Here is a 24,320-nt window from a genome sequence, read left to right as displayed (position 1 = left end):
GCCCCGCAGCACGTCACCCTCAGCCCGCGCCGGATCGGCGACATCGCCCGCGCCGCCCTCGTCCTCAACGGAATCTGGAAATGATCACCGTTGAGAAAACGTCAGTCACGATGCCCCTGTCCTCAAGCGTGGCTTTCATGTCGTCGCCTCGATAAAGCCTGATGGGTGATTGTTACGGCTGGGCGAATCGCTTCTTCTCTGTCCGTTCATGCTCCGGCCACATTCTGTGGGGGTATCCCAACTGTAGTGCGCTCACCTCGTCCAGCCATTCAAGTTGACGCGTTGGGACATCCAGTTCGCCGGCCGCGAGGTTTGACGTGAGCTGATCTACGCTCCTCGGTCCAATGATGGGGATCACCCCCTTCGACATTGACCACTTGATCGCTATCCCCTCTGGAGTCGTATCGAGGTCCTGGGCGACGCTCTCGAGAGCATCCAGAATGTTCGCCTTGGCGGGGTCGTCCTCCTTGTGAAGGAACTGGCTGATCGAGCTCTGTGCGCGACCTGTTGCGCCTCGCCGGTACTTGCCCGTCAGAAGACCACCGCCGAGAGGCGAGAACCCGAGGACGCCCAAGCCAAAGGCTTCCGCCATCGGCATCAGTTCCCGGTCGGCGCTGCGCTCGACGAGACTGTACTCAACCTGAATTGCCACGAGAGGGGCCCAGCCCCGCTGCTGTGCCAGCGTAACTCCCGTTGCCACACGCCATGCGGGGAAATTAGCGAGACCGGCATACAGAATCTTGCCGGCGCGCGTCAGATCGTCGAAAGCTCGCAGTATCTCTTCGATCGGTGTGGATTCGTCGGCCACATGGGCCCAGAACACGTCCACCCGGTCGGTGCCCAGTCGGCGCAAGCTCTGCTCCAAAGACTGGACCATCGCCTTCCGGCTGTTACCGGTCATTTGGAGGCCGCTGCTTGCTGAAGTCCCCATGGTGTACTTCGTCGCCAGGACTATATCCTCGCGATCCGAGGAGATGATGTCCGATAGGTACTTCTCGGCCTCCCCCGACTGATAGTTGGAAGCGGTGTCGATGAAGTTTCCCCCCGCTTCTCTGTAGGTGTCATACATCGCCTTGGCCTCGGGTGCGTGCGCCCCGTGCCCCCAGCCCATGCCGAAATTACCTGTCCCTAGTGAAAGCTCCGATACTCGCAGACCAGATCCTCCAAGAAATCGGTAACGCATGCTTCTCCTCACTCCTCGCGTCGATCCGGCGTGAGTAGCCCTCACACCTGGCAGCCCTCGCCGCCAGACACTCATCGTTCCTGTCGCTGAGCGTATAGTCCATAACATGGAGTCCCGTAATGCTTACCGATCGTCCAGCGCTGAGGTCGTCCTCGACGCCCGTGATCCCATCCGGCACGCCCTGGCGCTGGCGCGGCCCCAGACTGTCGTTCCCGTCCCGCTCCACGCGACGGCGCCGTGGGGAGCCCGGTTCTCCCCCTTCCCGCACATCAAGCTCGGCGCGATAGTGGAAGGCGAGTGCTGGCTGTGCATCGACGGCCTGGAACCTCTTTTCCTGAGCGCGGGCGATTTTTATCTTCTCGGAAATCCACCCTCTTACGGCCTTGGGAGCTCGATTGAGGAAGCCCGAGCCAGCGACTCGAACGGGGCGCTCCGCAAGAGAGTTTCCGCGAGTGCACCCGAGATTCCTCAAGCCTCCGTCACGTACATATGCAGCGTCGACTTCGAGTTTCGAGACTCCGATGCATCGATTCTGTTTTCATCGCTGCCCCCGGCTGTTCTTGTCAAAGCAGACGATAGTGACGGAAGGCTGCTCTGGAATATTGCAACCCTCCTCGTCCACGAGTTTGAGACGCAGAAGGTGGGCCGACCTCTTGTCCTTGAGCATCTGGCTCAGATTCTCCTGGTGCACATGCTGAGGTCGCACGCCGGTGCGTCCCACGAGCCCCTGGGATGGCTTGCGTCGGTTGCCGACGATGGGATCGGGGCGGCGCTACGAGCCGTACATGCTGACCCGCGCCATCACTGGACGCTCGAAGAGCTCGCTGAAATCGCGAAGATGTCGCGGTCGGCTTTCGCCTTGAACTTCAGGAATAAAGTGGGGAGACCTCCTCTGGGTTACCTCATTGAGTGGAGAATGCAGCTAGCGCGTGCCGCGCTGCGCACGGAGGACTCCCTCACGGCCATCGCGGATGCCATCGGATACCAGTCCGAAAGTGCTTTCAGTACCGCTTTTCGGCGTGTTGTTGGAATGTCGCCGCGAGAGTTCCGCGTCTCACTGCGTGCGCAGTCGAGGGGTCTTGGCTCCGGCAATTCTCTGCCGATGAGGTCGTCCGAGGTTCATAGTCCGGCTTCCAAAGACGACGATTGAACCCGGATCAAGAATCGACTTGCTTCTGATCGTTGAGCGGCTCTTCGCGATCAAGAGTGTAGTCGGCTGAGCGCGTCGGTCGCCGGGTGGGGGAAGAAGCCTTCCGATGGTGGAGGTTCCTACGCTGCCCATCCGGAAGACCTCGACGTGCTCCACGCTGCCTTCATGACCCCCGCCCTGGCCGTTTTCTGCGGCCTTGACGAGCTCGGCCCAGGGGCTGTCCTTCAACTGCTGGTCAATGATGAGATGATCTCGTCGCGGTTGGTGTGATCACGGCGTCGGAGCCGTCCTGGACAAGGGCTGTCCCGTGAGTGTGAGGCATCTCCGAGGGGAGCTTTCTGCGGCTGTCAGCCGAAGATGAGCTGGCCGCTCTTTCCCAAGCAGTACTTCATGACGGTGATCAGTCGGCGGATGTCGTCGATGCGTCGATGGAGGACGGGGTCACTGCTCTCGCGTTGGCGCTGATCGATGATTGCTTCCAGCCTGGGCAACATGGCCGCACATTCGCCGGGCGTGAGAGAGCCGTCATCGTCCGGATGGTCGAGTAGCGGTGCCGGCTGTCTGTGGTCGCGCACGGCCCGGTGTCCGATGACTTCGCCGTGGGTGCCGTGGACCTTCGCCCGCCGCAGTGGGACCCAGGCGGCGAAGGCAGCGTTCAACTCCTCGACGGAAGAGAAGGCCCGACCGGCCAGGACGTGGTCACGGACAATGTTCACCTGCCGCTCGACCCGCCCCTTGCCCTGAGGCCGGTAGGCGGCCGGCACGTCGATGTCGAAGTCGTAGTCACCGGCCGCCCCGGGGAGGGACGCCTCCGCCACGACCACTACCGGCTCCGGCACGCACCCGTCACTGACTCCCCTGTATTCCGGCGGTCCGCGGCCGACGGAAGCTCCATCAGGCCGAGGAGGCGCAGAAACGCACCGTCGCGTCACCAACATGCTGCCCTCGGCCTGCCGGTGTCGCGTCCACGTGAACGCGCGCCTGAGGGACCGGCTCGGTCTCGCTGTTCACGCCTTCGGTACCACCGTTGTAGGACGGGACGGGACGGGACGGGACGGCGAGGCGTTCGGGGACGCTGTCATCGGGGGTCTCGGAGGGGAGCCCGCTCGTCATCAAGGGCGGTGGTTTGGGAGGGGGCTCGTCGAGCGCTGTTCCCACGCTTTCGGGGCCCTGCCGCGCCCCTGACTGTGATGTGGATCACGCTGCAGGGAAAACCTGTCGGCTCTGCTCGGCGTCCAGCAGGTGTGACATCGGACAGGAAAGCGCTGCACCGGGTGGACGAGGAGCGCCTCGTCCGCCTGGTGGCCAGGGGCGACCGCGCGGCGTTCGAGGAGTTGTACCGGCGTACGTCGCCGTGGATGGCGGTCCGGCTGCGCCGTCGTTGCTCCGACGAGCAGATCGTCGCCGAGGTGATGCAGGAGACGTATCTGGCGGTGTGGCGGGCCGCGGGGGCGTTCGCCGGCAGCGCGGTGGGCGGCACGGCTGTCGGATGGCTGTGGATGATCGCGGCGCGCCGTCTCGTCGACGCCTTCCGGCGCCGCGCCCATCACGCCGAGCCACCGGCGGCCGCCGCCGCGCGGACGGTGGTGCCCGCGGCCGAGGAGGAGGTGCTCGCGGCGGACGTCGGCGGTGACGCTGACGCGCTGCGGCGCCTGGCACCGGAACTCGGAGAGGTACTGCAGGCCACGGTGCTCGACGGGCTGTCCGTCCGGGAGACCGCCGTCCTGCTCGGACTGCCCGAGGGCACGGTCAAGACCCGTGCCCGCCGGGCCCGGATCGCGATGCGGAAGGCGCTGGCATGAGCAAAGAGAGCGAAGAGCACGCGTCGGTGCGGCTCGTCGGCGACTACGCGCGCGGCGATACGGACATCGCCGCCGACGAGGTCTGGGCGCTGGAGGCGCATCTGGAGGTCTGCGCGGCCTGCCGCGCCCGGCTCTCGGCCGCGGTGGAGACCGGGGTGCCCGCCGTCGCCTCGCTGGTCGTCACCGTCTGGTCCGGCCTGGAGCCGAGCCTGCAGCCGACTGCCACGATGCGGCCGCGGCGGCGCCGGCCGGTGTGGCTGTCGGCGTGGCTGACGCCGGTGATGGCCCCGTGGCTGGCCATGACCGTGGGCGTGGTCCTGATCGCGCTGGCGCTGGATTTGGCCGGTCCCGGCTTCGGAGAGGTGTCGCTGGTGCTGTTGCTGGCCCCGGTGCTGCCGCTGTGCGGGGTCGCCGCGGCCTGGTCGCGGGGGCTCGATCCGGCGTACGAGCTGACGGCGGCCGCCGCGCGGGCGGGACTGCACCTGGTGCTGCGGCGCACGGTGTCCGTGCTGGCCTTGGTCGTCCCCGTGCTGCTGGTCGCGGGCGGGCCTGCGGGGGTGTCGGCCGCGCAGTGGCTGCTGCCCTGCCTGGCCCTGACCTCGGCGGCCCTGGCGCTCGGCGCTGCCATCGGGGTGACCCGCGCCGCGCTCGGTCTGATGGCCCTCTGGGCGGTCGGGGTCATGGCGCCGCCCCTGATCACCCGCAGCGAGTCCACCGTTCTGGACACCGACAGCCTGCCCGTGTGGGGTCTGCTCCTCGCGCTCGGCACCGGCGTCGTGATCGCCCGCCGGGCCGCGTACACGACCGTCCCCGGAACGACCCGATGAGTACTCCGACCACCTGAAGGGAACAGCGCATGACACGCGCGGTGAGTGCGGCCGAACTCCGGCCGAGAACCTACACCCATGCCATCCGGGCCGCCGGACTGAGGATCCGCGTCGGACGGACCCGGACGGCCGTCGACGGGCTCGACCTGTCCCTCGGCACGGGCGTGCACGGCCTTCTCGGCCCGAACGGAGCGGGCAAGACCACCCTCATCCGGGCGCTGGCCACCGTGCTGCGCCCCACGGAGGGCACCCTGGAGCTGTTCGGCGAGTCCGTGGCCTCCGTGGGTGGGCACCGTGCGGTGCGCCGCCGGATCGGCTACCTGCCGCAGGAGTTCGGCTACTACAAGCGTTTCACGGTGCGCGAGTTCGTCGAGTACATGGCCTGGCTGAAGGAGGTCCCCAAGGCGGACGTCCCGGCGGCTGTCCAGCGGGCCGTGGAGCGGGTGGGCCTGGCGGACCGCGCCGACGAGCGGATGAAGGCCCTCTCGGGCGGCATGGTGCGGCGGGCCGGTATCGCCCAGGCCCTCGTCAACGACCCTGAGGTTCTGCTGCTGGACGAGCCGACGGTCGGCCTGGACCCGACGCAGCGGATGCGCTTTCGCGATCTGCTGCAGGAGCTGGGCACGGACACCTGCGTGGTCGTCTCCACGCATCTGGTGGAGGATGTCGCAGCGGCCTGCACCGACGTGGTGCTCTTCGCCGAGGGCCGGCTGGTCTTCCAGGGCACCCCGGACGAGATGGCCGCGGCGGGCAACGCCGACCACCCGGGCGACAGCCCCTTGGAGCGCGGCTACTCGGCGCTGCTCGCCGACCCCGCGGCCGGCTGCGCGCAGGAGAGGGGAGCCTGGTGAACGCCCGCGTCCTGCGTATCGAACTGCGGCGCTCCGTCGCCCCATGGACCGGTCTTGTCGTCCTGGCGACCGGCCTGGTCTTCCTGCTCCTGATCCTCGGCCCCGGCGAAGGCACTGCGGACTGGACGGCCCAGTGGACGACCATGGCCCTGACCCTCCGCGGCCTGCTGTACTACACGTGGCCCGTCGCGGTGGGGCTCGGAGCACTGCAGGGGCTGCGCGACCCCCGCTCCCGGGTGAGCGAGCTGATGGAGACGGTGCCCCGGCCGGCCTGGCAGCGGGTGGCGGTCCCGGCGGCGGCCTCAGCCGTCACACTGACGTCGGCCTTCGTACTCGTCGCCGTCACAGGCGGGACCCGGGTACTGCTGGGCGACACCACGTACACCCCTCTGGGCTGGCTGCCCATCGTGCTGGTGGCGGTGCTGGCCCTGGTCGCGGGGGCACTGCTCGGGATGGGGGTGGCGCGCGCACTGCCGTCCGTGCTCACCCCACCGCTGATGGCGGTGGCCGCGTTCGCGACGACCGTCCTGCTCCAGCAGTTCCCCGCCGAGAAGGCCTGGCCGACGGGCAACGCCCCGAACCTCCTCGCGCAGCTGTCACCGGCGGTGGCGCTGCCCCGTGAGGAACTGCTCACCCTCGCCTCCTCCGTCCACCTCGGCCAGACCCTGTGGCTGCTCGGCATGCTCGCCACCGGATTCGCCCTGCTGGCCGCCGTCTCGGTGCGCGCCCGGCTGCTCGCCCTGGCCCCCGTCCTGGCGGGCGCGGCGCTCGCCCTGATGATCCTGCCCGCCGAGCCGCGCGACGCGTACGTCGTCGACGAGGCCGCCGCGGAGATGGTGTGCGACGGCCCGGTGTGCGTGACGAGGATGCACCGCGACCGGCTGGCGGCCCTCGCGCCGCACGGCGAGGAGGCGCTGCGCGTGCTGCGGGAGGCGCTGGGCGAGAAGGCGCCTGACGCGGTACGGGAGGACACGGCGCTGCGCGGGAACCTGGAGGAACGCAAGCCCTCCGCGGAGACGGTGCTCGTCGACTTCGACGACCCGCTGCTCGCCCGGGCACGGGGCGAGCGGCTGACCCGGGTCCTGGTCGGCCAGGGGCTGGCACCGAACTGCTGGCCGCGTTCCTCCTCGTCGAGCGGTTTCGGGAGCGATGTGACCGCGCAGAGCGTCGCGGCGGGCTGGGCGCTCGGCGGCTTCCGCCTGATGGACTGGGCCGGTCACTACGGCTTCCCGGGAGAACGGGAGAAGGCGGAGGCGGCGTGGGAGCGGCTGACGGCGCTGGCGCCGGCGGAGCGGCGCGCCTGGGTCACCGGCGTGCACACCACCGCCCTCGCCTGCGACATGCAGGACCCGCGCGGGGTGCTGACGGGGGAGGCGTCCTGATGAGGTGGCTGGTGCTCCACGCGCGCTCCCGGCAGGTGCCCGCATCGGCGGCGGCGGTGCTGGCCGCCGCCCTGGCGGTGTGGTTCCTCGCCGCGGACGGCGGCTCCACCGATCCGCGGCTGTCGGTGCTCGCCCTCACCGGGGCCGTGGCGGCGGCCTCGGTCGGCCTGGGCGGGCAGGACGTGGCGCTGGACCGTACGGCGGCCGTCCGCTGGGTGCCCCGGCGTGCGGCGCACGTGCTGGCGATCGGCGCGGTGGCCGCCGGGGCGCTGCTGACGGTACGGGCCGCGGGGGCGGACCTGGGCACCGCAAGTGTCCTCCTCCGCAACAGCGCGGGCCTGACGGGACTGGCCGCGGCCGGCGCGGTGCTGTGCGGTGCGGCGTACGCGTGGACGCTGCCGCTGGGCTGGCTGGCGCCGCTCCTGTTCGCTCCGCCCGCCCCGGAGGGGCCGATGCAGGTCCTGACCTGGATGACGCTGCCGCCGCACACGGCGGCGGCCACATGGACCGCCCTGGTCCTGGGCGTGGCCGGCACCGTGGCGTACGCGGTCGTCGGACCCAGGCATTAGCCCTTCAGTTGGAGATCGACTGCGCCGCTGCAGTTCGGGGTGGTGGCCGGGCGGCGCCGTGGTCGTGGTGTCTGCGGTGGCGGGCGCGGGCCACTGCCCGGTGGCAGCGGCGCCAGTACGACCAGGCCGGGCCGTGCCGGATCCGCTCGGTCCGGGGCGGCTGGGGCTGCACCGGCACCACCAGGCGGCGCATCCCATAGGTGCTGAACCCGACCGGGGCGGGACGGTCATCCAGGTCGTTCTGCAGACCCCCTCTCTCCGTCGCGGCCGGTGGCTCTGGTGCGCGGCGGGCGTCGGCGTCCTGGACGGCGAGGAAGGCGGCGGCCGGCATGGAGCGTGTGATGTGCCGGTACCAGCCGTGGTGGGAGCGCACCTCGTAGCCGGCCAGTCAGGCCGTCTGCTCGACGAGCCGGAGACGTCGGGGAGTGCGAGCGGCAAGGCGCCCCTCCTGCACTACGACCAGGCCCCAGCGCACGGTTGGCCGGTCGCCACCGGCGTGTCGAAGGCGCCGCCACCTCATCGGCGGCCGGCTCGACATCACCGGCGTCCGCCGTGGCCTGGCCGGTGCCGAAGCCGTTCTCGAAGTCCGCGCCGTGACCGGCAACAACGACGTCGGCGCCTACGGGGACCACCACCGCGCCCGCGAACGCCACCGCCTGCACGGATCACTCGGTCAGGACGCACACGCCCTCGCAGCCCGGCCGACACCGTCACTCGGCAAGAGCCGCACCCGTCGGACACGGCGGCGCCGACCCCGCTGCGAGCTACCGCGGAGCCGCGCATCGGCCGGTGACCGGTGGGTACGGACCCGCTCTACCGGGGTGTGGCTTCGCGGGAGGCGGTCCGGTTCGTGCGGCCGACCGCACGGCCCACCGCGTTGCGCATCGCGAGGCCCGGCCGGGTGCGGGGCACCATGAGCCTGGCGAGCAGGCCGACGCGCCGCTGCCGCGGGCCTACCTCCCTGCGAAGTCGCGTCTCGTGGGCGGCGAAGGCGCGGGCGTGATCACCAGGATGGGCGGCGAGCTCTTCCGCGAGGGCGTACGCGCCCGCCATCGCCATGCTGGATCCGTCGCCCAGCAGGGCTGTCGCCGCCGCGTCCCCGAGCAGTACGACCCGTCCCCGGGACCACGAGGGCACCCGGACGGTGGTCAGGGAGTCGAAGAACGGCGCCGGGTGGTCGAGGAACGCCGCCACGAGTTCCGGCGCCCGCCAAGCCACGCCGGCATAGGCGTCGGCGCCCCGTCCGAGGTGAGCGGGATCTGCAGGATGCGCCTGCCGTCGGGGTCGAGCAGGGTCAGTGACCGATTGCGGGTGGCGAGCTCGCGGAGCTGCGGAAGGGTGTTCATGTCCTGGGCGACCGGGATCGCGGGCCCCTTCACGACGATCGCGCTGCCACCGGAGCGCAGCTGCCGGGTATGTTCGACGACCGTCGGCCGGTATCCGTTGCGGGAGAGCCAGTACGCGAGCGCGGGCCCTGCGATTCCGGCACCGACTACCAGCACCTCGGGCTTCTTCGTGACGATGACCTCTCGGAGTGTCGATGACCAGGCACCCGGCCAGTGCCGGGTCGCGGGAAACGGCGGCACGGGGCAGCACCGCCAGATCAGGTACGAAAAAATTTCGTACCTCAGTGGAGCGCACCGATCAGGTACGACTCAAGTCGTACCTAAAGGGGATGCCGCGTGACGGAGAGGGACCGGACAGGCCCGGAGGCCGACGCGTTCGATCTGGGTGCGGTCTTCCCCGCCCTCGCCGACCGACACCGGCGTTCGGTGATGACGGAGCTGGCCGCCGACTGCGGCGACAGCGAGCGGGGCTGCAACTCGTTCGACCTTCCGGTATCGAAACAGACCCAGACCCACCACTTCCGGGTCCTGCGCGAGGCAGGCCTCATCGACGAGATCGACTACGGCAACCGCAAGGGCATCCGACTACGGCGCGCTGACGTCGAGAAGAGGTTCCCCGCACTGCTCGCGCTCCTGAAAGCGGAGGCTGCGGGCGGCACCGCACCTCGCTGAGCGGGAATGGGCAGAGACGCTCGACGGTGAAGTGCTGGTCGAGGTGCTCGCCGCCTGCGTGGCGCCCTACGCCGGTGAGGTCTTCGGCGGCGAGCGGAACTACCCCCTGGTTCCTCCTGTCGTGCCCGGTCCGCGCACCGTGCGCCGGACCGTGCGGCCCTACGTCGGTGCGGGCCGTACCTCGTCGAGTATCCGCCGCACCTCCGTGTGCCGTTCTCCGTCGGTCAGCGGCAGCAGTTCCTCCGCGTGCCCCACGCAGTCCGTGCGGATCTCCTTCAGACGGTCACGCAGTTCCCGGCGCCGCGTCCCCGTGGCGCCGACCATCTCCTTGCGGACCTCCCAGGCGAGCAGGCACAGGCTGTGGGTCAGGTGGAAGAGGGCCTCCGTGTTCCCGGGGTCCGCGGTGTACAGCGCGCGCATGTCCGTGACGAGTGGGCCCGCCCCGGCACCGTCGGCACGGGCCTCGTGACGGGCCCTCGTGGCGGCCACGACGAGCTGTCGGCGGTTGTGGACGGATGTGGGGTCGGTCCAGCGGGCGAAGTCCTCCGCGATCTCCTCCGGGGAGGGCAGATCCGTGCCGGAGGCGGGCCCCGGGGAGGCGGTGGCGCTGGGGTCGGACCGGAGCCAGCGGTCGTACGCCTCGGTGAGCAGTCCCCGCAGCTGTTCGTCGTCCGGGGCCGGCCGCAACAGGGTCCTGGCCTGCTGTACGGCCTCGGCGTACTCACCGCGGCCGATCCGGAGCCGGACGTACGACCGGGCGATCTGCCGCCGTCCGTGCGGGCCGGCCGCCTCCCGCTCGGCCCGGTTCAGCACCTTCGCCTCCTCGTCGTGCCGGCCCAGGGTGCCGAGGAGGCGGGCCAGGACACGGGCGGGGCCGGTGGCGCCGGGCAGTCGTGCCACCCAGCGTTCCAGTCCGGGCACCGCGGCGGTGACGACGGCACGTTCCCGGTCGTCGCGGGGAGTGCCCGACGCCTCCAGCACGCGGACCGCCGACCGGACGGTGTCCTGATAGAGCACGACCGGATCGTCGAGTGCCTCGGCGTAGGGGCTGGGTACGGGGTTGCGGCCCCAGGAGCGGCCGACGCGCCGGAACCGGTCGGGAAAGTCCCGGCCGCCGGTCGTGGACGCGGCGGCCCCGGCCGCGTCGAGGATATGGCCGAGGGCCCGGTCGGCGGCGTGCTCGGCGAGCCGGTTGTACCGTTCCGCGAACGCCTTCGCACTCCCGCGCGCGCCCAGCTGCTGAACGGTGCGCAGCAGGAGTTCGTCCTCGGGGTCCAGGGGCAGGGCGTCGACGAGCCGCAGGTTCCCGATGACGTCACCGGAGTACTCGGCCAGCGGCCAGTCGGCGTCTTCGGCCATGACCGCGCCGAAGAGCGCCGCCTTCCAGAGGATCCGTTCGCGCACCCACTGCGTGTGGGTCTCCTCCTCGGCCTCGTCGCCCGGTCGGCGGGTGCGCCCCTTGGCCTCTGCCGCCGCGCGGTGCGCGCCGTCGAACAGGTCCTGGCACAGCTTCGCAAAGGGCTCGCGCACCCGCTCGGGCAGCGCCGCCACCGCGTGCTCGACCAGGGTCGTGCGGCGGGCGAGGGCGGCGTCGGCGGCGGTGCCCCCGGCGCTGCGCCCCAGACCGAGCAGAAGGCCAGGACCGCGGTACGTGAGCAGGTGGTTGAGTTCCTCCAGCCGCAGGTGGGCGGTGGCGGTCGCGACCTTGCCCCGGGAGGCCAGGGTGGTGATCAGCGGGCGCGGGTCGTCGTCGCGTTCGTCGCCGGGGACGAGGCCGCGGCACAGCGGGAGCGTGCCGAAGGAGGCGGCGAGCACCCGGTGGATCCGCGCGCGCTCGGCGGCGCCGCGCCGGATGTCACCGTGCAGGAGGTCTCGCAGATAGAGGGCTTCGAGGTAGCGGTTCCAGGCCTGGGCGGCGGTGCCCGTGTCGCCGGCGGAGGTGTGGGCCACCGCGAGGTTGTGCAGCACGGCGGGGTGCAGCGGGTCGTCCGTGAGCATGGCGTTCCAGCGGCGCCGGGCCGCTGTGCCGCGCCCGAGACGCAGGTCGGCCTCGGCCTGCCGGCCGTCGAGGTAGGTGCGGAGCAGGACCACCGCCTCGCGGCGCTTCAACTCCGCCGGGTAGGCGTCGAGGGTCTGCCGTGCCTCGGTGAAGTTGGCGTCGAGGGCCGCCTCGGCGGCGGCGAGGGCGTGGTCGACGCGCTCGCGCGCGGAGGCGGTGGCCGGGAGCGGCCCGGAGTCGGTGTGGGGGGCCCGGGAGACCTCTGGCTCCGCGGGCGGCTCTGCTCCCGGGCCGGCCCGCGGCGGAACCGCCGAAGGCGCCGCAGGTGCGGTCAGGGCTGCCAGGCGTGCCGTCAGCGCGAGGGCCTGCGGCGAGGGGGCGGGCGCGGTCGCCGAGGACTCGTGTCGCCGGTCCTCGAGCCGCGGGCGGACCTTGCGGTCCAGGATCTTGCGCAGGCTGCCCGCGGAGCGCTGGAGAAGTGCCTGGCACTCTCCCAGCCGTCGCTGGTACTCCTCGAAGGCCATGACCAGCCCGGCGGGTTCGGCGTCCGCGAACCGTCCGAGTTCCGCCAGCCGGGACAACCGTACGGTCTCCCAGTCGTCGGCCAGGCCGGTGAGGGCCGTGTGGTCACCCAGCAGCCGGGCGAGGTCCGTGACGCCCGCTGCCGTGTCCTTGGCGACTGCCTTGGCGTGTCGCACGGCGTCGTCGAGGACGTCGGTGAGCACGGCGGCCGCCTCCTCCAGGGCGGCGAGCCGCTCGTCGGGCAGGGCCGCGGGTACCGCGTCCGACGGCCGGCCGTGGCCGTCGGACGTGCGCCGGTGCGCCTCCAGGACGGTCAGGCGTTTCTCCAGGGACCGTGCCCGTGGTGAGGGCGCACCGGGGGCAGGACCGTACCGCTGTCCGCTCCCGGCCAGTTTCCGCTCGACCCGCTTTTTGAGGATGCTGCGGGTGCTGCCGAGCGGTTCCTGGTACTCGCCCTCGCAGTTCTCCAGGCGCCGCTGGAACTCGTCGAACGGCATGGCCAGTCCGGCCGGTTCGTCCTCCTTGAACCGCTGGAGGTCTTGGAGCCAGGCCGTGCGCAGCGTCTGGAGCCGGTCGATCACCTCGGCCAGGATTGCCGCGTCCCCCGAGACCCGGGCGTGGTCGGCGGCGTCGGCCACCGTGTCCCGGGCCAGTTCCCTGACGTGCGTGTGCACGTCGGCGCGGAGGGCGGCCAGCCCGGACGCGGCCGACTCGAAGGCCGTGAGCCGTGCGTCGGGGTCCGTCACCGGCGGGGCGGCGGGGCCGGGCACCGCGTCCGGCATCGGCTCGGGCTCGGGGGCGCTGAGCGTCCGCCGGGCGGCACGCAGCGCCTTCTCGTGCCGGACGGGATCGCCGTCGGTGAACTCGCGGGCCGCGGCGTGTGCTCCCGGGTCGGGGAAGCCGAGCGGACGCCACAGCAGCCGCTGCCGGTGGATCAGGGCGACGAGCACATCGGGCAGCGTGCGTTCGGCCAGGCACCGCGCGAGCCGGGCCGGCAGCCGCGCGCGGTCCGTCTCGAACAGGTCGCAGACCAGGTGAAGCATTCGGAGGGCCGGATCGTCCTCGTCGGACGGCAGCCGCCCGGCCAGTCGGCGCACGGTGGCGGCCGGGTAGCCGTAGACCATCCACTGCACGGCGAGCACGGTGAACGCCGCGGTGCCGCCCCGGCGGTGCGGGGCGAGTCCGGCGACCCGTTCCAGTTCGTCGAGGAGGGCGTCGCGGGTGCGTTCGGCCGTCCGGCCGCGCAGCCGGCCGTCGGCGGCCATGTCGTGGATGCCGGACCAGCGGCACTCGCCGGGCCGCAGCAGCGGCAGGGCGGTCCGTTCCCCCTCGGGGCCGAAGTCGTCGCGGCCCGCGCGGATGGTGTCGGCGATCGCCTCGGCGCGGGCACGGTGCTCCCCGGTGCGGTCCGCGGCTCCCTGCTGCCGCTCGTCGAGTTGCCGGTACGCGAGCGCCAGGTGGGCCCAGACACGGTGGTTGACGGGCGCCAGTTCGGCTGCCGCGGTGAGCCATCGGACGGCCGGCTCGGTGTGTCCGTGGCGCAGATAGAGCAGTCCGGCGTGGTAGGGGTGCTTGGGGTTGGCCGGGTCGAGTCGGTGGGCGCGGGCCAGCAGTTCCAGGGCGGTGGCGGGTTCGGTGCGGCGGTGCACACCCAGCCGGAAGGACGCCTCGACGAGAGCCTCGTGCTGGCCCCCGGTGAGCTGTTCGCCCCGTTCCAGCCGTTCCCACAGTGTGTCGGCGATGCGCCGGAGCACGTCGGGCCGGTTCTCCAGCGCCGTACGGGGGTTCATGCCCCGCCCCCCTCGTGCGGTGCGGTGCCGACGTCACCCAGTTCATCCGGTGGCAGGATCAGCAGCCGCCGCCCGTCCGACACCGCCACGCGCCGCCCGTCCGGGGAGACGGCGAGCGGATGTGCGTGGACGTAGGTGGTGCGGCCCTCCTCGACCAGGGCGTGGGTGCCGTCGGGGTACCGCAGGACCAGCAGCCGTCCGTCCCGTCCGCAGTCCACCGGGCGCGCGCCCGGCACCCCGTGGAAACCGGAACGGACCGCGAGTTCGGTGTCGAAGGAGACTCCCTGGCCCTCCGCGTCGACGATCGCGGTCAGCTCGCCGCCGGGCAGCGCGGCGGCGACCGGCGTCACCGGTTGTGCGACGCGGAGGACCTGACCGGTGTCGAGGCCGAGCCGGTGCACACGGTGTTCGCCGACGGCGAGGGCGAAGCAGCCGGTCAGGGAGAGGGAGAGCAGCAGCGGCTCCAGGGTGTGCTCCGCCGCGGTCCGGCCCGCCACGAGGTCGGTGAGCGTGCCGTCGAGGCCGCCCACCAGCATCCGGTCGCCGTCGACGGCCAGGGCCTGCACACCGGAGGCGTGCACGGCTGTGCGCTCGGGCGGTGCGTCGTCGAGGGTCAGCGACCACACCGCTCCGGCCCAGGTGCCGACGTGGAGGACGTCCCCGTCGAAGGCCAGCGCGCCCGGCACGTTGAACGCCGCGTCCTCGGTCGCCGCCGGGACGTCCCAGACGCGGACGCGGCCGTCCGGGGCCATGAGGACGATCCGGCCCGTCCAGTCGGCGACCGCCAGGCAGTGCCGGCCGTGCGCCCACAGCCGGGGCCGGTCCCTCAGCTCGGCGGTGCCCGCGGCCTCTTGCGCCGCGGTGTGCACGGTCAGGGTGTGCCCGTCGTGCACGGCCAGGGCGTGGCCGTCGGGGAAGAACACCGGACGGCCGTGCGCGGCGAGGACCGGCCGGCCGTCGTCGTGCCAGGACGGCTGCTCCTGGACCGCCCGCACCCGGAACGGCGCGGTGCTGACCGGCCGGCAGCCGGGGGCGCTGGCGGTGAGCCGTACCTCGTCGGCCGGGGACTGGAAGGCCAGGTCGTCGAAGACGGCCGCGCCGTCGCCGGCCGGCACGGTGAGCGTTCCGGTCAGGGCGGCGCCGGCCGGCGCCGCCGACAGGGTGACGCTCCTCGGGGCGAGGGAGGCGGGGGCACCGCCGGACGCCGTGACGGTGACGGTCAGCGGCGGCAGGGTGTGTCCGGCGGTCGTGTCCGCCGGCGGTACGTCGATCCGCAGGACGGGGAGGGCTTCGGCGGTGCACAGGCCGAGGGCCGTGCGCACCTCCTCGATCCAGTGCGGTCGCGAGGTCGGGATGTAGTTGACACGGTTGACGACGTAGGGGACCTTCTGCGCGGCTCCCGGGTCGATGAGCAGCGGGATGAACCGGCCGCTCTCGGTCAGCCCCAGCTTGTACGTCTCGTGCAGCTCCCATTGGCAGACGTTCTTGTCGAAGTACGTCTGCGAGTACAGCGCCACCACATGACGGGTGCCCCGCAGCGCCTCCTCCAGGTAGACCTGCCAGTCCGCCCCTACGGGTGTACCCGTGCGGGAGACGTCGAGGTACACCCTCGGCGGTCTGCCCTCCTCGGTGACACAGTCGAGCAGGGCGTCGTGGAGGTCCTTGGCCTGGATGTAGTCCTCGCGGGCGTAACTGATGAACACGTCCCACCGGCCGGGGGCGGGTCCGGCCCCGCTCCTGTCCGTCGTCATCGCAGCACCTTCGTGATGGCCCCGATCAGGTCGTCGAGCAGTCGCAGGTCGCGCGGCTCCAGCGGACCCTTGCCGCGGCGCAGCCGCCGTGCCTCGCGGAGGATGCCGTCGAGTTCCCCGCGCATCCGCAGGAAATCGCCGGCCTGCACCGCGGTGGGGGCGCCGGACCGCTGCTCGGCCAGGCTGTTGAACCGCCGCACGAGGCCGGCGACCTCGACGGCGGTCCTCACCCGGTCCGCCTCGGCGCGGCGGGCCGCCACCTGTGAGGCCAGGCCGTCGAGCTGTTCGCGGGCGGAGGGGCCCCTGCCCGCCTTCGTGCGAGCGTCCTTGATCCGCCGGGCCAGGAGGTCGAGGGAGGCGGCCAGCCGGTCTGCCTGCGCGACGCTGGTGATGCCGCCTCCGGCCGCGGACATGACCCGTTCGTAGTCCTGGAAGAGATCGCCCACGACCACCGCGTCGGCGATCTCCGCGAGCCGGTCCGTGATCGCCTCGTCGAGCTGCCGGACGACCTGGGCGCCGGCCTCGGTGCGGGTTTCCCGCCGCAGTGAGGGGAGCCGGGCCCGGAGGGCGAGCAGCCGGGCGCGCAGCGCGGTCAGCCGCTCGACGGAGGCGCCGCCGGCGACGGATTCCATGGCGGAGACGTACTCCTCCACCGCGGGGTTGACGGCCACGGCCTCCTGCCAGCCGCGGATCGCCTTCACCAGCTCCGGGGCCTGTGTGAGGGTGGGGTCGCGGCGGGCGGTCTCGGCGCAGGCCGCGGCCTGTTCAGGACTGCGGCCCAGCTGGTAGAGGCAGAGCGCGTAGAGGAAGTTGAGCCAGCGGAAACCAGGGATCTTGGACATCAGTCCGGCCAGCACCTGTTCCGCTTCCTCCAGGCGGCCCGCCTGCATCAGCTCGGAGGCGTACCGGGTCTCGGACTCGGCGATCAACGAGTACAGGTTCTCGGCGCGGTCGTCGGGCAGCCGTGGCGCGGGGGGTGCGGTGCCGTGGCGGTGCGCGTTCCCGAGGTCCGCGAGGTAGGCGTCGAAGTCCTTCAGGACGGGGTCGTCGCGCCAGCGGGGCTCGACGCCGGCCAGCAGGAGGCGGGCGTGCCGCACGGAGCCCGAGAGGAAGGCCCGCACGGCCGGTTCGGCGACCGGGGTGAGCAGGACCAGGCGCAGCCTGCGGGCCAGGGCGGCGACGTTCTGCACGTCGGTGTCCGCCTCGGCCGCTCCCTTCTCGGCGGTTTCGAGGGCCTTCTCCGGATCGCCGACGCGGGCCAGGCCGAGGGCGAGGAGGTAGGACAGGGTGCCTTCCTCGGGGACCAGTTCGAGGTAGCTTCCGATCCGGTCCAGTGCACCGGCGGGGTCGCGGCCCACGGTGTCCGCGTAGGCGGTGATCTCCAGGGGGGTCAGCCGGCGGCGCAGCTCGCCGCGCAGCTCCCGTACCCTGTCGCGCAGTTCGGGTGCCGGGTTCTCGTCGCGCAGCGGCCGCAGGATTCGCAGCGCCTCGGTCTGATGCTCACCGCCGAGACGGAAGAGGCAGAACGCGCGCAGGAAGCGGGCCTCCTGGTGACCGGGTACCAGGTGCAGGTACTCGTCGAGCAGTTCCAGGGCGACGTCGTACGTGCCGGAGGCGATGTTGGTCCGGGCGTCCGCGAGAAGGTCCTCGCCGTCGTCGCCCAGGTCCAGGGACATTTCGACCGATGCGTCGACGAGCGGGGACAGGAGCAGCGGCGTCCGGGGCCCGGCCGGGGCCTCGGGGGCGCCGAGGGCGAGCTCCTGAAGCCGTCGGTCGTGCTCGGCGAAGAGGTTGTCCTCCCGGACCTCCCGCAGTTCGAAGGCGGGTGTCCGGAGCGCCCGGACGGAGCCGATCTCCTGGAGGTTGTAGTAACGGCCGGTGCCGGTCACGGGTGCCCCTTCCGGGTGGTGATGCGACTGCTGTCGAGCGGCGTGGCGGGTCCGGGTCCGGGAGGCCGGGCCCGGACGACCGCGGTCAGTCCGGTGCCGTGTCCGGATCGGGGACGGAGCCGAGCGCGTGCTCGGCCAGGTCCCGGCACAGCCGGTACTCGGTCTCCTGGTCGATCCGCACCATCAGGAGCAGCACCTGGCCGAGCGGGGCCTGCTGGAAGAGTTCGTCCTCGTCCGCGGCGGGCCGGTGCTCCACCGGCGGAAGCCGGTCGAGCAGCCCCGCCGGGTCGGCGCCGTGGCGCCGCGCGGGCCGCAGCGCGGACAGCAGCCGGGACGGCGTGCCCGGGCGGCGGCTAGGCAGGTTCCTGATCATGGGTCCCCCTGTGCTCTGTGGGGTCTTCGGGGTCTTCGGGGAGCAGCGTCTGCGCGGTGCTGGTGATGAGCCTCATCTCCGCCTGGTGCAGGATGCTCGCGCCGTCGGCTGCCGCCCGGGCGGCGTGGTCGAGTTCGTCGAGCAGTTCGCGCAGGGCGAGCCGGGCGGGAGCGTCCTGGGGCAGGTCCCGGATGCGCGGCTGGACGATGAGTTCGATACGGCGGCGCAGCGCCTCCGTGCGGCGCTGGTGGTCCTCGGCGGGAGTCCGCTGGTGGGGCACGGGCTGGTCGGGGAGATCGCCCGGGTCGCCGAACGGCGCGAACCTCGCCTGCAGCCGCCGGAAGTGGGCCCGGTCCTCCGCGGAGCGCGTGGGGTCGTCGAGGAACTCCCCGACGAGGGCGAGGTAGCGGGAGATGGCGTCGCCCTCGCCGCCGAGGGCCCGCTCGCGCTCCATCAGGTCGAGCACCTCGGGCAGGGTGATGCCCTTGGCCAGCTCGGTGCCCCGGTCGAGCATGTCGAGGGCGTGCGAGCGCTCGGACTGGTTGAGGGCGAAGTAGTAGCGGACCAGTCCCTCGACGAGGTCGGCGTCGCCGAGTTCGGCGTCGGCGGAGCGCACCTCGCGCGCCCGCTGCTCCAGCTCCGCGAGGTCGGCCGGGGTGGGCGCACCGGACAGAGCGGGCCGGGCCCGCCACTCGCGCAGCAGGGCCACCAGACGCAGGACGGCGACGGCCGCGTCCAGGCGGTTCTCTCCTCCCTGCTCGGGCGGCTTCCGCCCGGCCTCCTCCGAGAGGCGTGCGAGCCGCGTCCCGAGCTCCTGCGGGTCGCCGTCGCGCCAGTCGCAGACGACCAGGCCCAGTTCGGCCTCGACGGCGGACCGCCGCAGGTCGGCGGCCCGGTCGCGGGCGGCCTCGAAGGCCTCGCGGGCGTCGTCGCCGCGCCCGTCGAACACCGCCTGCACGCCTTTGACCATGGGCAGGTTGTCGACCTCCGGGGGGATCCGGTCGGTGAGTTCGCCGAGTTCCCTGACCCGGTCGAAGTGGTGCAGCGCGCCGTCCGTCTCGCGCCGCCGCCAGTGCCCGGCGGCCAGGTGGAGGTGGGAGGCGGCCGCGATGCGGCGGGGTTCCGGGCGGGTGTCCAGCAGTGTGCGGTGCTCGGCGTACAGGTCGGTGACGCGGCTGTGGTTCTCCAGCCGTGCCTGGACCCACAGCTCGAGGTAGGCGGTGTGCTCGGTGCGGCCCTCGGCGGTGATCAGTTCGTGCAGGACGGTGGCGGCGTCGGCGTAACGGGCAGGGTCGTGGGTGCCGAGCATCGCGCGCACGCCGGCCTGGGCGAATCTGATCCGGTTCAGGGTCCGGCCCCGGGGCCCCGCGTTGACCGCCTCGCCCAGCAGCCGGTCCGCCCGTTGCAGGTCCTCGCGGTCGTCGCTGTGCAGCAGTTCCAGCGACTGCTGGTAGGGCACGCGCCAGCGTCGGGGGACCAGGACAAAGAAGTACCCGGCGATCCCCACCGTCCACAGTAGTTGCAGCGGCAGGAGAACCGCCCACAGGATCGTGGTCACGCCTTCCCCTCCTGGTTCCGGGCGGCCAGCAGCGCATGGTCGAAGTCCGCCAGCCGCATGCCGTACCGGTGGATCTCTTGGTGGGGCATCTGTCCGTTCTGCCGTACCCGGCCGAGGCCCGCGCGGACCTCCTGGGCGACCTGTCCCGCGGCGTCCGTCCGGCCGAGCAGCAGGAACGTCTCGGCGTAGTCGAGCATGAGGTCGAAGCGCCACCACATCAGCGTGCCGCCGTCGTGCAGCCAGCGGTGGACGAAGGCGTTGGCCTCGGCGAGCCGTCCCTGCCCGATGAGACAGCGGGCCATCTCGTGGGCCTTGTCCCGGCGCTGCGCGGGCGGCAGCCGGTCGAAGGCCGTACGGGCGGTGGCCTCGAGCCGCTCGGCGAACGACCGGTCGATGGCCCCGGCGAGCCGTCCCTGGAGGACGGACCACAGACCCCCGATGATCGACAGCTGTTCGGCGTAGGCCTCGGTGCGCTCGGAGGACGTCTGCACGGCCCGTTCCAGCAGGGAGAGCGCTTCGAGGGGGTCCCGCAGGTCCTCGCGGGCGATCTCGGCGGCGAGGAGCAGGAGATCGTAGTCGGGCCGGTCGACCAGGGCCGCGTGGGCCAGTCCGACGGCCAGCCGTGCCTCGCCCTCGGCGCGCCGGGCCCGTACCGCCGTGACCGGGTCCATCGCGGAGCGCGCGGTGTCCAGGATGTCGGCCAGGTGCAGCGGGTCGGCCGCGCCGGCGGCCGCCGGATCGAATCCGGTGAGGTCGCGCAGCAGGCGCCGTACGTCCCTGACCGGTGCCACCCGCCGCATCCAGGAGGGCAGTCGGCCGTCGCGCCGCTGGTCGGTGAAGAGGGCGGCGCAGGCGGTGCGCTGGAGCAGCCGTCCCGCTTCGCCGTCCGGCAGTTCCTCGAAGCAGCGCAGCGCGGCGACGAGCAGGGCGTGCAGACCGGGCGGGCGGACACCGACGGGCAGGCCGCGGGCCGCCTCCGGGGTCAGGTGCGCCAGCCGCTCCGGCTCGGCGAGGACCCGCCCGAGCGGCGGCGGGCCCCAGGGCGGCAGTGGCAGCAGCAGGGGACGGTGACCGGCGAGAACGACATCGGCGGGCAACGCCACCAGTCCGGCACCGACAGCAGCGCACCAGCCGGGCAGTGCGCGCAGTACGCCGGCCACGGACGCGATCCGGTCCGCCGGTTCGTCCTCGGCGACGGCGTGGGCGAGGCTGCGCCGGGCGTCGGTCTCGTAGCAGACGACCTGGAACCAACGGCCGGCGAACTGCCGTTGGTCGCTGCGGTCCGTGGGCACCACGGGCACCAGGTCGGGGCGGCGTGGCCGGGCCTGCCAGGCCAGCAGTTCCGAGCGGTGCCGGCCGCTGAGCTCCTCGACCGGGATGAGCCGGTACCAGCGGCGGTGGTGTGGGGCGCGGTAGAGCGAGCCCCACCAGCCGGCGCCGGCGTACTCCGCGTCCAGTTCCTCCTCGACGGCCTTTCTGCGCTCACCGGCGGCTGTCGTCATATGCGTCCTCGAGGCGGTCGGCGAGCTCGTCGAGGGTGTCCTCGTCGGCGCCGGCGCGCACGGCGTCCGCGAACGCGCGCAGTGCCGCGTCGAGTGCGGGTGACGGAACGCCGCCCGCCGCGCGCAACGCCTTCTTGACCGTGCGCCGGTACTCCGCCGGGACGTCGGCCGGATCGATCTCCGAGGCCGGGGCGGGTGGGGGCGCCGGCACAGTGACCGGATCCGGAACGGTGGCGACCGGGTCGGGGACGCCGACCGGAGCCGGCACCGTGACGGTGCCCTGCGGCGAGGAGACGCCGGGCCTCGCCGCGGCGGGTCCGGACGGTGCCGGACGCGCGGCGCCCGCTGACAGTTCCAGCAGGAACGCCCGGCGTTCGCCGAGTTCGTCGAGCCGGCCGATGGTGGTGCTCTGGTCGAAGGTAGCCTGGTACTCCCGTCCCGTGTTGGTGTGGGTGACCTGCACGCCGAGCAGTCCGCTCACGTCCAGCGAGAACTCGACGTCGAACTGGTGGTAGCCCTCGGGCCGGGGCTCGATCTCGTCGAGGTGGATGGTGCCGATCAGCGTGTTGTCGAAGATGTACTCGCCCTCTCCCTGGTAGATGGCCACCTCGATGTGGTCGGCCTGCTCGGGGTTGGTGTACGTCTTCACCTGGCGGGCCGGGATCTTGGTGCCGCGCGGGATCAGGGTGTTGAAGCGGCCCTGCTGCACGCCGACGCCGAGGGTGTGCTCGGTGATCAGCGTCACCGTGTAGTCCTGCTCCTCGGCGGAGCGTTCGGCGGTCGGCCGGGTGGCGAGGTCGAAGACGGGCGAGGGCTCGAAGCGGTTGGCGACGATGGCGGCGCCTCTGGCGACCAGGGTGTCGGGGTTCGCGTCGCCTCGTACGAACCCCTCGTCCTGGTCGAAGTGGTCCAAGAGCATGCGCTTGACCTGGGGGATGCGGGTGGAACCGCCCACCAGGAGCACGGCGTTGACGTCCTCGCGCACGACGCCCTTGGCGGTCTCGGCGAAGCGCAGCGCCTCGTCGACCTGGCGCAGCGACCGGTCGAGGATCGGCTGGATCAGCCGTTCGAAGGTGGCCCGGTCGAGTTCCAGGCCGGGGACGTCCCCGCCGAGGGAGACGGTGGTCGTGCCGCGCAGGGACAGTTCCCGCTTCGCCGCCTCCGCCGCGGCCTTGATCCGCAGCCGGTCGAAGCCCTTCGGCAGCGCCTCGCCGAGTTCCGCGACGATCCACCGGGCCACGGCGTCGTCGAAGTCGCCGCCGCCCAGCCGCTGGTCGCCCGCGGTCGCGATGACCTCGATCTGGTCGTCGCGGGTCTCGATGATGGACACGTCGAACGTGCCGCCGCCCAGGTCGAAGACGAGGTAGATCTGCCGTTCGGACTCGGCCCGGTCGACGCCGTAGGCGATGGCAGCGGCGGTGGGCTCCGGGATGAGCTGGCGGGGATAGAGGCCCGCCAGCAGCGCGGCCTCCTCGGTGGCCTTCTTCTGCCGTTCCATGAAGTAGGCGGGCACGGTGACCACCGCGTCGTGGACGTCGCTGCCCAGCGCCTGTTCGGCGATCCGCTTCATCCTCATCAGTACCAGGGCGCTGAACTCCTGCGGGCGCAGCCAGTCGCCGCCGAGCCGGACGCGTACCGGGTCGCCCTCGGCGTAGACCCCCCGCGCGCCGAAGTGGTCGAGGAGTTCCGGTGTGAACAGCGCCCCCATCTCGCGTTTGATCTCCACGAGGGTGTCGGCGTTGCCGGTCCCGTCGCCGATGGCGTCCTTGGCGTCGTGGCCGACGGTGAGGGCGCCGGTGACCGGGTCGAGCCGGACGACGCTGGGCATGGCGACGGCGGCGGCGCCCTCGCGGCCGGGGTCGGCGAGGATCTTCGGAGCGAAGTCCTCGGGGTCGTAGGCGGCGACGGCGGAGTAGGTGGTGCCGAGGTCGATGCCGACGACTCGGTGCAGCTCTTCAGCCATGGGGCGGTCCTCCGGTGGTCACTCGTCGGCGAAACCGTCGAGCAGGTGAGCGCGGGTGAAGTCGGCGGTGAAGTCCGTCCGGGTGGTGTCCGTGGGGTGGTGGACGTCCGCGCCGGCGGCCGCGAGGAAGGACTCGATCTCGCGGCGCAGCACGGTCAGCCCGGCGTCCCGGTCGTCGAGGACGGCCTCCCACGTCGGTTCGACACGCAGGAGGGACAGCGGTGGGTGCCGTGCGTCGTGCTCGGCACGGGCCTCGGCGTTCTCCATGTTCACGGCGTGCGCGGCGGCGATCTCGTCCTCGCTCGCGCCGCGTGCCTGGAGGCGGGCGTCGTAGCGGGCGGCCGCCGCGCGGATCTCCTCGGCGGTCGCCTCGGGCGGCACACCGAGACGCGTGTACTCCGTGGTTCTGGGCACGACCAGGGGCAGTCCGAACAGCGCTGCCCCGGTTCTTTCGAAACCGGGCATTGCAGAAGTCCCCGTTCACCTACACGACTCACCGGGAGGCGGGCCTTCTGCGGCTCCCGTGCCCGGTGTGGTCTCCCTCGTTGACGTCCGGCTCTTCACATTGTGACGTTGCGTCGATAGTAAGGCGGCACAACGGCCAATCGAAGCCGTTCCGCAACAGTTGGACAATCTTTGCCGGACCACCCTGTGGGCCCGCCGGGCACGGGAGTTGCTCAGGACGCCCCGCCGGTGCGCCGGGCACCGGCGGGCCACACGACGTCGACGGGCAGGCCCAGCGACCGGGCCTCGGCGACCGTGTCGGCGGTGCCGCCGCCCCGGCCCGTGGGGGCGCTGCCGTCCCAGACGGCGACCAGGCGCTGCGCGCCGTGCAGCAGACGGTGGGTGGTCGCCTCGTAGGCCTCGCGTCCTGCGCGTGCGTACGGCATGACGGTCACCTCGTCGGCGGCCTCGCACAGGGCGTCGAAGCGCGCGAGGTCGGCCGCGTGTACGACCGCTTCCCGGTAGTCCCGGGAAGGGATGATCACCGAGAGTCCCCACCCCAGGGAGAGGACCGCCTCGGCGAAGAGCGAGTCGGCCCCGCGGGCGAGGCAGGAACGACCGACGAGCCTCTCGTCGCGCAGGCCTGCCAGAAACTCGTGAAGGCGGGCGCGTACGGGTCCGTACGCCTCAGGAGCCAGATCCATGTGGCCGGTCACGGCTATGTCCGTCATACGTGAAGTCCCCGCC

21 protein-coding genes are annotated in these 24,320 nt (G+C 72.1%); 7 read left to right on the top strand and 14 right to left on the bottom strand.

From position 1 onward, the window contains the following. Positions 1-172 precede the first annotated feature (172 nt). The gene (locus IE271_RS31005; protein ID WP_190193794.1) at positions 173-1,183 is read right to left on the bottom strand and encodes an aldo/keto reductase; all 1,011 of its coding nucleotides are present in this window, start codon (positions 1,181-1,183) and stop codon (positions 173-175) included. 106 nt (positions 1,184-1,289) lie between these two features. Here IE271_RS31005 and IE271_RS31000 point away from each other — a divergent pair, with 106 nt between their 5' ends. Further along, positions 1,290-2,333, top strand: a complete 1,044-nt coding sequence (locus IE271_RS31000; protein WP_190193793.1) for an AraC family transcriptional regulator — start codon at positions 1,290-1,292, stop codon at positions 2,331-2,333. 347 nt (positions 2,334-2,680) lie between these two features. Here the strand turns inward: IE271_RS31000 and IE271_RS44380 are convergent, their stop codons facing one another. Beyond that, positions 2,681-3,157, bottom strand: a complete 477-nt coding sequence (locus tag IE271_RS44380; protein ID WP_444546147.1) for a hypothetical protein — start codon at positions 3,155-3,157, stop codon at positions 2,681-2,683. A gap of 477 nt (positions 3,158-3,634) precedes the next feature. Here IE271_RS44380 and IE271_RS30985 point away from each other — a divergent pair, with 477 nt between their 5' ends. The 5 genes from IE271_RS30985 to IE271_RS30965 are packed head-to-tail and all read left to right on the top strand — an operon-like array spanning position 3,635 to position 7,764. After that, positions 3,635-4,135: an RNA polymerase sigma factor gene (locus IE271_RS30985; protein ID WP_229919664.1), complete on the top strand. Its 501-nt coding sequence runs from the start codon at positions 3,635-3,637 to the stop codon at positions 4,133-4,135. Beyond that, positions 4,132-4,962 carry a zf-HC2 domain-containing protein gene (locus IE271_RS30980; RefSeq protein ID WP_190193791.1) on the top strand — a complete coding sequence of 277 codons (831 nt, stop codon included), beginning with the start codon at positions 4,132-4,134 and terminating at the stop codon, positions 4,960-4,962. The genes IE271_RS30985 and IE271_RS30980 overlap by 4 nt, the downstream gene beginning before the upstream one ends. Positions 4,963-4,991: 29 nt before the next feature. Next, the gene (locus IE271_RS30975) at positions 4,992-5,813 is read left to right on the top strand and encodes an ABC transporter ATP-binding protein (protein ID WP_190193790.1); all 822 of its coding nucleotides are present in this window, start codon (positions 4,992-4,994) and stop codon (positions 5,811-5,813) included. Beyond that, positions 5,810-7,195 (top strand): hypothetical protein, encoded by a 1,386-nt coding sequence (locus tag IE271_RS30970; protein WP_190193789.1) that lies wholly within the window; start codon positions 5,810-5,812, stop codon positions 7,193-7,195. The genes IE271_RS30975 and IE271_RS30970 overlap by 4 nt, the downstream gene beginning before the upstream one ends. Further along, positions 7,195-7,764: a hypothetical protein gene (locus IE271_RS30965; RefSeq protein WP_190193788.1), complete on the top strand. Its 570-nt coding sequence runs from the start codon at positions 7,195-7,197 to the stop codon at positions 7,762-7,764. Before IE271_RS30970 ends, IE271_RS30965 begins: the two co-directional genes overlap by 1 nt. Positions 7,765-7,768: 4 nt before the next feature. On the opposite strand, the gene IE271_RS30960 is transcribed toward IE271_RS30965, so the two are convergent. The 3 genes from IE271_RS30960 to IE271_RS42450 all read right to left on the bottom strand — a co-directional run bounded on the left by IE271_RS30960 (position 7,769) and on the right by IE271_RS42450 (position 9,266). Continuing rightward, a complete protein-coding gene (locus IE271_RS30960) occupies positions 7,769-8,095 on the bottom strand; it encodes a hypothetical protein (RefSeq protein ID WP_190193787.1) in 327 nt (108 codons plus the stop codon). 482 nt (positions 8,096-8,577) lie between these two features. Next, positions 8,578-8,982, bottom strand: a complete 405-nt coding sequence (locus IE271_RS42455) for a Rossmann-fold NAD(P)-binding domain-containing protein (RefSeq protein WP_229919665.1) — start codon at positions 8,980-8,982, stop codon at positions 8,578-8,580. After that, positions 8,913-9,266, bottom strand: coding sequence for an NAD(P)-binding protein (locus IE271_RS42450; protein WP_229919662.1), 354 nt, complete (start codon positions 9,264-9,266; stop codon positions 8,913-8,915). The genes IE271_RS42455 and IE271_RS42450 overlap by 70 nt, the downstream gene beginning before the upstream one ends. A gap of 180 nt (positions 9,267-9,446) precedes the next feature. Here IE271_RS42450 and IE271_RS30950 point away from each other — a divergent pair, with 180 nt between their 5' ends. Then, positions 9,447-9,782, top strand: coding sequence for an ArsR/SmtB family transcription factor (locus IE271_RS30950; protein WP_190193786.1), 336 nt, complete (start codon positions 9,447-9,449; stop codon positions 9,780-9,782). 159 nt (positions 9,783-9,941) lie between these two features. On the opposite strand, the gene IE271_RS30945 is transcribed toward IE271_RS30950, so the two are convergent. The 9 genes from IE271_RS30945 to IE271_RS30905 all read right to left on the bottom strand — a co-directional run bounded on the left by IE271_RS30945 (position 9,942) and on the right by IE271_RS30905 (position 24,304). Next, positions 9,942-14,093: a hypothetical protein gene (locus IE271_RS30945; RefSeq protein WP_190193785.1), complete on the bottom strand. Its 4,152-nt coding sequence runs from the start codon at positions 14,091-14,093 to the stop codon at positions 9,942-9,944. Continuing rightward, the gene (locus IE271_RS30940; RefSeq protein WP_190193784.1) at positions 14,090-15,844 is read right to left on the bottom strand and encodes a TIR domain-containing protein; all 1,755 of its coding nucleotides are present in this window, start codon (positions 15,842-15,844) and stop codon (positions 14,090-14,092) included. Before IE271_RS30940 ends, IE271_RS30945 begins: the two co-directional genes overlap by 4 nt. Then, a complete protein-coding gene (locus IE271_RS30935) occupies positions 15,841-17,733 on the bottom strand; it encodes a tetratricopeptide repeat protein (protein WP_190193783.1) in 1,893 nt (630 codons plus the stop codon). The genes IE271_RS30940 and IE271_RS30935 overlap by 4 nt, the downstream gene beginning before the upstream one ends. Positions 17,734-17,818: 85 nt before the next feature. Continuing rightward, a complete protein-coding gene (locus tag IE271_RS30930; RefSeq protein ID WP_190193782.1) occupies positions 17,819-18,106 on the bottom strand; it encodes a hypothetical protein in 288 nt (95 codons plus the stop codon). Next, complete coding sequence (locus IE271_RS30925; protein ID WP_190193781.1) at positions 18,087-19,664, bottom strand: hypothetical protein; 1,578 nt, start codon at positions 19,662-19,664, stop codon at positions 18,087-18,089. Before IE271_RS30925 ends, IE271_RS30930 begins: the two co-directional genes overlap by 20 nt. Beyond that, positions 19,661-21,166, bottom strand: a complete 1,506-nt coding sequence (locus IE271_RS30920; RefSeq protein ID WP_190193780.1) for a hypothetical protein — start codon at positions 21,164-21,166, stop codon at positions 19,661-19,663. The genes IE271_RS30925 and IE271_RS30920 overlap by 4 nt, the downstream gene beginning before the upstream one ends. After that, positions 21,147-23,129, bottom strand: a complete 1,983-nt coding sequence (locus IE271_RS30915; protein WP_190193779.1) for an Hsp70 family protein — start codon at positions 23,127-23,129, stop codon at positions 21,147-21,149. The genes IE271_RS30920 and IE271_RS30915 overlap by 20 nt, the downstream gene beginning before the upstream one ends. Before the next feature lie 18 nt (positions 23,130-23,147). Continuing rightward, positions 23,148-23,594, bottom strand: a complete 447-nt coding sequence (locus IE271_RS30910) for a hypothetical protein (protein ID WP_190193778.1) — start codon at positions 23,592-23,594, stop codon at positions 23,148-23,150. A gap of 212 nt (positions 23,595-23,806) precedes the next feature. Further along, positions 23,807-24,304: a hypothetical protein gene (locus tag IE271_RS30905; protein ID WP_190193777.1), complete on the bottom strand. Its 498-nt coding sequence runs from the start codon at positions 24,302-24,304 to the stop codon at positions 23,807-23,809. Positions 24,305-24,320: the final 16 nt, after the last annotated feature.

This window comes from Streptomyces minutiscleroticus (genome assembly GCF_014650875.1).
GTDB classification, from domain to species: domain Bacteria; phylum Actinomycetota; class Actinomycetes; order Streptomycetales; family Streptomycetaceae; genus Streptomyces; species Streptomyces minutiscleroticus.
Note: the sequence above shows the minus strand (reverse complement) of the source record. Positions and strands in the feature narration are given on the sequence as shown.

Bases quoted from the DNA above. Each gene is read 5' to 3' on its own strand.
- IE271_RS31005 (WP_190193794.1), bottom strand. From the start codon at position 1,183: ATGCGTTACCGATTTCTTGGAGGATCTGGTCTGCGAGTATCGGAGCTT.
- IE271_RS31000 (WP_190193793.1), top strand. From the start codon at position 1,290: ATGGAGTCCCGTAATGCTTACCGATCGTCCAGCGCTGAGGTCGTCCTC.
- IE271_RS30980 (WP_190193791.1), top strand. From the start codon at position 4,132: ATGAGCAAAGAGAGCGAAGAGCACGCGTCGGTGCGGCTCGTCGGCGAC.
- IE271_RS30975 (WP_190193790.1), top strand. From the start codon at position 4,992: ATGACACGCGCGGTGAGTGCGGCCGAACTCCGGCCGAGAACCTACACC.
- IE271_RS30965 (WP_190193788.1), top strand. From the start codon at position 7,195: ATGAGGTGGCTGGTGCTCCACGCGCGCTCCCGGCAGGTGCCCGCATCG.
- IE271_RS30960 (WP_190193787.1), bottom strand. From the start codon at position 8,095: ATGCCGGCCGCCGCCTTCCTCGCCGTCCAGGACGCCGACGCCCGCCGC.
- IE271_RS30945 (WP_190193785.1), bottom strand. From the start codon at position 14,093: ATGAACCCCCGTACGGCGCTGGAGAACCGGCCCGACGTGCTCCGGCGC.
- IE271_RS30940 (WP_190193784.1), bottom strand. From the start codon at position 15,844: ATGACGACGGACAGGAGCGGGGCCGGACCCGCCCCCGGCCGGTGGGAC.
- IE271_RS30930 (WP_190193782.1), bottom strand. From the start codon at position 18,106: ATGATCAGGAACCTGCCTAGCCGCCGCCCGGGCACGCCGTCCCGGCTG.
- IE271_RS30920 (WP_190193780.1), bottom strand. From the start codon at position 21,166: ATGACGACAGCCGCCGGTGAGCGCAGAAAGGCCGTCGAGGAGGAACTG.
- IE271_RS30915 (WP_190193779.1), bottom strand. From the start codon at position 23,129: ATGGCTGAAGAGCTGCACCGAGTCGTCGGCATCGACCTCGGCACCACC.
- IE271_RS30910 (WP_190193778.1), bottom strand. From the start codon at position 23,594: ATGCCCGGTTTCGAAAGAACCGGGGCAGCGCTGTTCGGACTGCCCCTG.
- IE271_RS30905 (WP_190193777.1), bottom strand. From the start codon at position 24,304: ATGACGGACATAGCCGTGACCGGCCACATGGATCTGGCTCCTGAGGCG.